Below are 3,458 nucleotides of genomic sequence, written 5' to 3' on the forward strand. Positions count from 1 at the left end.
CCGATCGCAAGCGCGGCGAAGCCGGGCGCAGCAGGTCGCCGCGCGAAAAACCGGCCGCCAGTCACCCCGGGGTATCTGAAGCGGCCGCCACCGCGGCGGCGACCGTCGTCGCGACTCGCGGATCCAGCGGGCTCGGGACAATTCGATCCGGCGCCAGGTCGTCGCCGACCACGGAGAAGATCGCCTCGGCAGCGGCCACCATCATCTTCTCGGTGATCCTGCTGGCCCCCGCGTCGAGTGCGCCGCGGAACACGCCGGGGAAGGCCAGTACGTTGTTGATCTGGTTCGGGAAGTCGCTGCGGCCGGTGGCCACCACGGCCGCGTACTTGGCCGCCACATCCGGGTGGATTTCCGGGTCGGGGTTCGATAGCGCGAACACGATCGCATCGGGCGCCATGGTGGCGATCAGATCCTCGGGCACCACCCCCGCCGACACCCCGAGAAATACATCGGCGTCTTCGAGGGCTTCCACCATGCCGCCGGTGCGGCCCTTCGGATTGGTGCGCTGCGCGAGTTCGGCCTTGACGCTGTTCATGTCGTCGCGGCTGGGATGCAGGATTCCGCTCGAGTCGAGCACTGTAATATCGGAAACACCGTTCGCGAGAAGGAGATTCGCGCACGCGACACCTGCCGCCCCGGCGCCGGAGATCGTCACGCGCAGCGCCGTCATGTCGCGGTCAAGCAGCTTGCTGGCCCCCATCAGCGCCGCCAGCACGACGATCGCAGTGCCGTGCTGGTCGTCGTGCATGACCGGGCAGTCCAGCGCTTCGATGACGCGGCGTTCGATCTCGAGGCAGCGCGGCGCGGAGATGTCCTCGAGACTGACCGCGCCGAAGCTCGGCCGCAGCCGAACCAGCGTTTCGACGATCTCCTCGGGGTTTTTGGTGTCCACCACGATCGGGATCGAGTCCAAGCCGCCGAATGCCTTGAACAGCGCGCTCTTGCCCTCCATCACCGGCAGCGCCGCCGCGGGGCCGATGTCACCGAGGCCGAGCACCGCGCTGCCGTCGCTGACGACCGCCACCAGCCGGTGCGCCCAGGTATAGCGGGCTGCCAGGGTGTGGTCGGCGGCGACCGCGCGGCTGACCTGAGCAACACCCGGGGTATAGGCGATCGACAGGGCGCGCTGGGTATCCAGCGGCGCCTTCAGCTCCACGGAAAGCTTGCCCGCTATGTGGGCCTCGAAGATCTCCTCGTTCCCGATGAGGATCTGGGGGCGCCGGTCAGGAGCGGTTTTTACCGTGTGCGGCGCGATCTCGGGCACGGTTTCCCAGGGTACTGGCGTCAGATCAAGCCGAGCTCGGTGACGGCATTGCGCTCGTCGGCGAGTTCAGCGGTCGACTTGTCGATCCGGCCGCGGGAGAACTCGTCGATCTCCAAGCCCTGCACGATGGTCCAGTTGCCGTCTTTGGTGGTCACCGGGAACGAGGAGACGAGGCCCTCCGGAACGTCGTATGAGCCGTCGGAGACCACGGCCATCGATACCCAGTCGCCGTCGGGGGTGCCGCGCAGCCAGTCGCGGGCAGCGTCGATGGTCGCCGACGCCGCGGAGGCGGCCGAAGAGGCGCCGCGGGCGTCGATGATCGCCGCGCCGCGTTTGGCCACGGTCGGAATGAAGTCGTTCTCGATCCAGGCCTGGTCGTTGACGACCTCGGCAGCGTTCTTGCCGCCGATCTCGGCGTGGAAGACGTCGGGATACTGGGTCGTCGAATGGTTGCCCCAGATGGTCATCTTCTTGATGTCGGTGACGGCGACGCCGGTCTTCTTGGCCAGCTGCGCGATCGCCCGGTTGTGGTCGAGCCGGGTCAGCGCCGAGAACCGCTCCCGCGGGATATCGCGCGCGTTGTTCATCGCGATCAGCGCATTGGTGTTGGCGGGGTTGCCGGTCACCCCGATGCGGATGTCGTCGGCGGCGACGTCGTTGAGGGCTTTGCCCTGCGCGGTGAAGATGGCGCCGTTGGCCTCCAGCAAGTCGGCTCGTTCCATACCCTTGGTGCGCGGCCGGGCGCCGACGAGCAGGGCCAGGTTCGCGCCGTCGAAGATCTTGGTCGGGTCGGCGCCGATCTCCACGCCGGCCAGCAGCGGGAACGCGCAGTCCTCGAGCTCCATCACTACGCCCTCGAGCGCCTTCAAGGCGGGCTCGATCTCCAGCAGACGCAGCTCGATCGGGCGGTCCGAGCCGAGCAGCGCGCCGCTGGCCAAGCGGAACAACAGGCTGTAACCGATCTGGCCGGCCGCGCCGGTGACGGCCACCTTGAGGGGAGTTGTGCTCACGTCAGGTGCTCCTTGGGCAGTTTTGCGTCGCGTCGAAACTAGCGCACCGGCGCGGACCTGAATTCTCGGGTCCGAACTCCTACGGCTTTGCGTTGCCGATGCAGCTGGCGGTCATTCGAAGCGGCGGCTGATGGCCGCTGCCGTGTCAGCGCGCGTACCATAGACCGGCGCCGATCAGACCTGCGCTGCGACGGGAGATTGACCCGATGCCATCGTTTCGCGCCTCACTTCGGCCGGTGGCTCGCACCACATTCGCCGAGCCGGACAGCCGGTCCAGTTCGGCTCCGGTTAAGCAAGCCATGGTCGACTGCGGCGTGTACGTCGACGGCGTACGGCTACCCGGGACGCATACCCACGCCGATGCGCTGGCCAAGGCGCGTGAGCTCGAGCAGGCCGGCCAAGAAGCGTTTGTCTGGATCGGCCTGCACGAGCCCGACGACAGCCAGATGCGCGACGTGGCGGAGGTTTTCGGACTGCACCCGCTGGCCGCCGAAGACGCCGTGGTCGCACACCAGCGACCCAAGCTCGAGCGCTACGACGAAACCCTGTTCCTGGTGCTGAAAACCGTCAACTACGTCCCTCACGACTCAGTGGTCCTGGCCCGCGAGATCGTCGAGTCCGGCGAGATCATGATCTTCGTCGGCAAGGATTTCGTGGTCACCGTCCGCCACGGCGAACACGGCGGCCTTTCTCAGGTGCGCAAGCAAATGGAGGCTGACCCTGAACAGCTGCGCCTCGGCCCCTACGCGGTGATGCATGCCATTGCCGACTACGTGGTCGACCACTACCTGGAGGTGGCCAACTTCATCGAGACCGACATCGACAACCTCGAGGAAGTCGCATTTACGCCCGGGCACCAGATCGACGTCGAACCCATCTATCTGCTCAAGCGGGAAGTCGTCGAGCTGCGCCGGTGCGTCGGCCCGCTGTCGGTCCCGTTCCAGCGGATGCAGTCCGAGCACAAGGATCTGATCTCCAAAGAAGTGCGGCGCTATCTTCGCGACGTCGCCGACCACCAGACGCAGGCCGCCGACCAGATCACCAGCTACGACGAAATGCTCACCTCACTGGTGCAAGCCGCGCTTGCCCAGGTGGGCATGCAGCAGAACATCGACATGCGCAAGATCTCGGCCTGGGCGGCAATCTTGGGTGTTCCCACCATGATCGCCGGCATCTACGGCATG

Annotated in this window: 3 protein-coding genes; 1 reads left to right on the forward strand and 2 read right to left on the reverse strand. The window is 66.6% G+C overall.

The features are described 5' to 3' along the window. Nucleotides 1–61: 61 nt before the first annotated feature. Together VFA16_RS18165 and VFA16_RS18170 are read right to left on the reverse strand one after the other, a co-directional pair. Nucleotides 62–1,255 (reverse strand): NAD(P)-dependent malic enzyme, encoded by a 1,194-nt coding sequence (locus tag VFA16_RS18165; protein WP_414687755.1) that lies wholly within the window; start codon nt 1,253–1,255, stop codon nt 62–64. 29 nt (nt 1,256–1,284) lie between these two features. Next, entirely contained in the window at nt 1,285–2,274 is a 990-nt protein-coding gene (locus VFA16_RS18170) for a malate dehydrogenase (protein ID WP_324969154.1), read from the reverse strand. A 206-nt stretch (nt 2,275–2,480) separates the two neighbouring features. Between VFA16_RS18170 and VFA16_RS18175 the strand changes: the two genes are divergently transcribed. Next, nucleotides 2,481–3,458: magnesium and cobalt transport protein CorA (locus VFA16_RS18175; RefSeq protein ID WP_324969155.1), on the forward strand; the 978-nt coding region annotated here is incomplete at its 3' end.

Source organism: Mycobacterium sp., assembly GCF_035653355.1.
In the GTDB taxonomy this organism is placed as follows: Bacteria; Actinomycetota; Actinomycetes; order Mycobacteriales; family Mycobacteriaceae; genus Mycobacterium.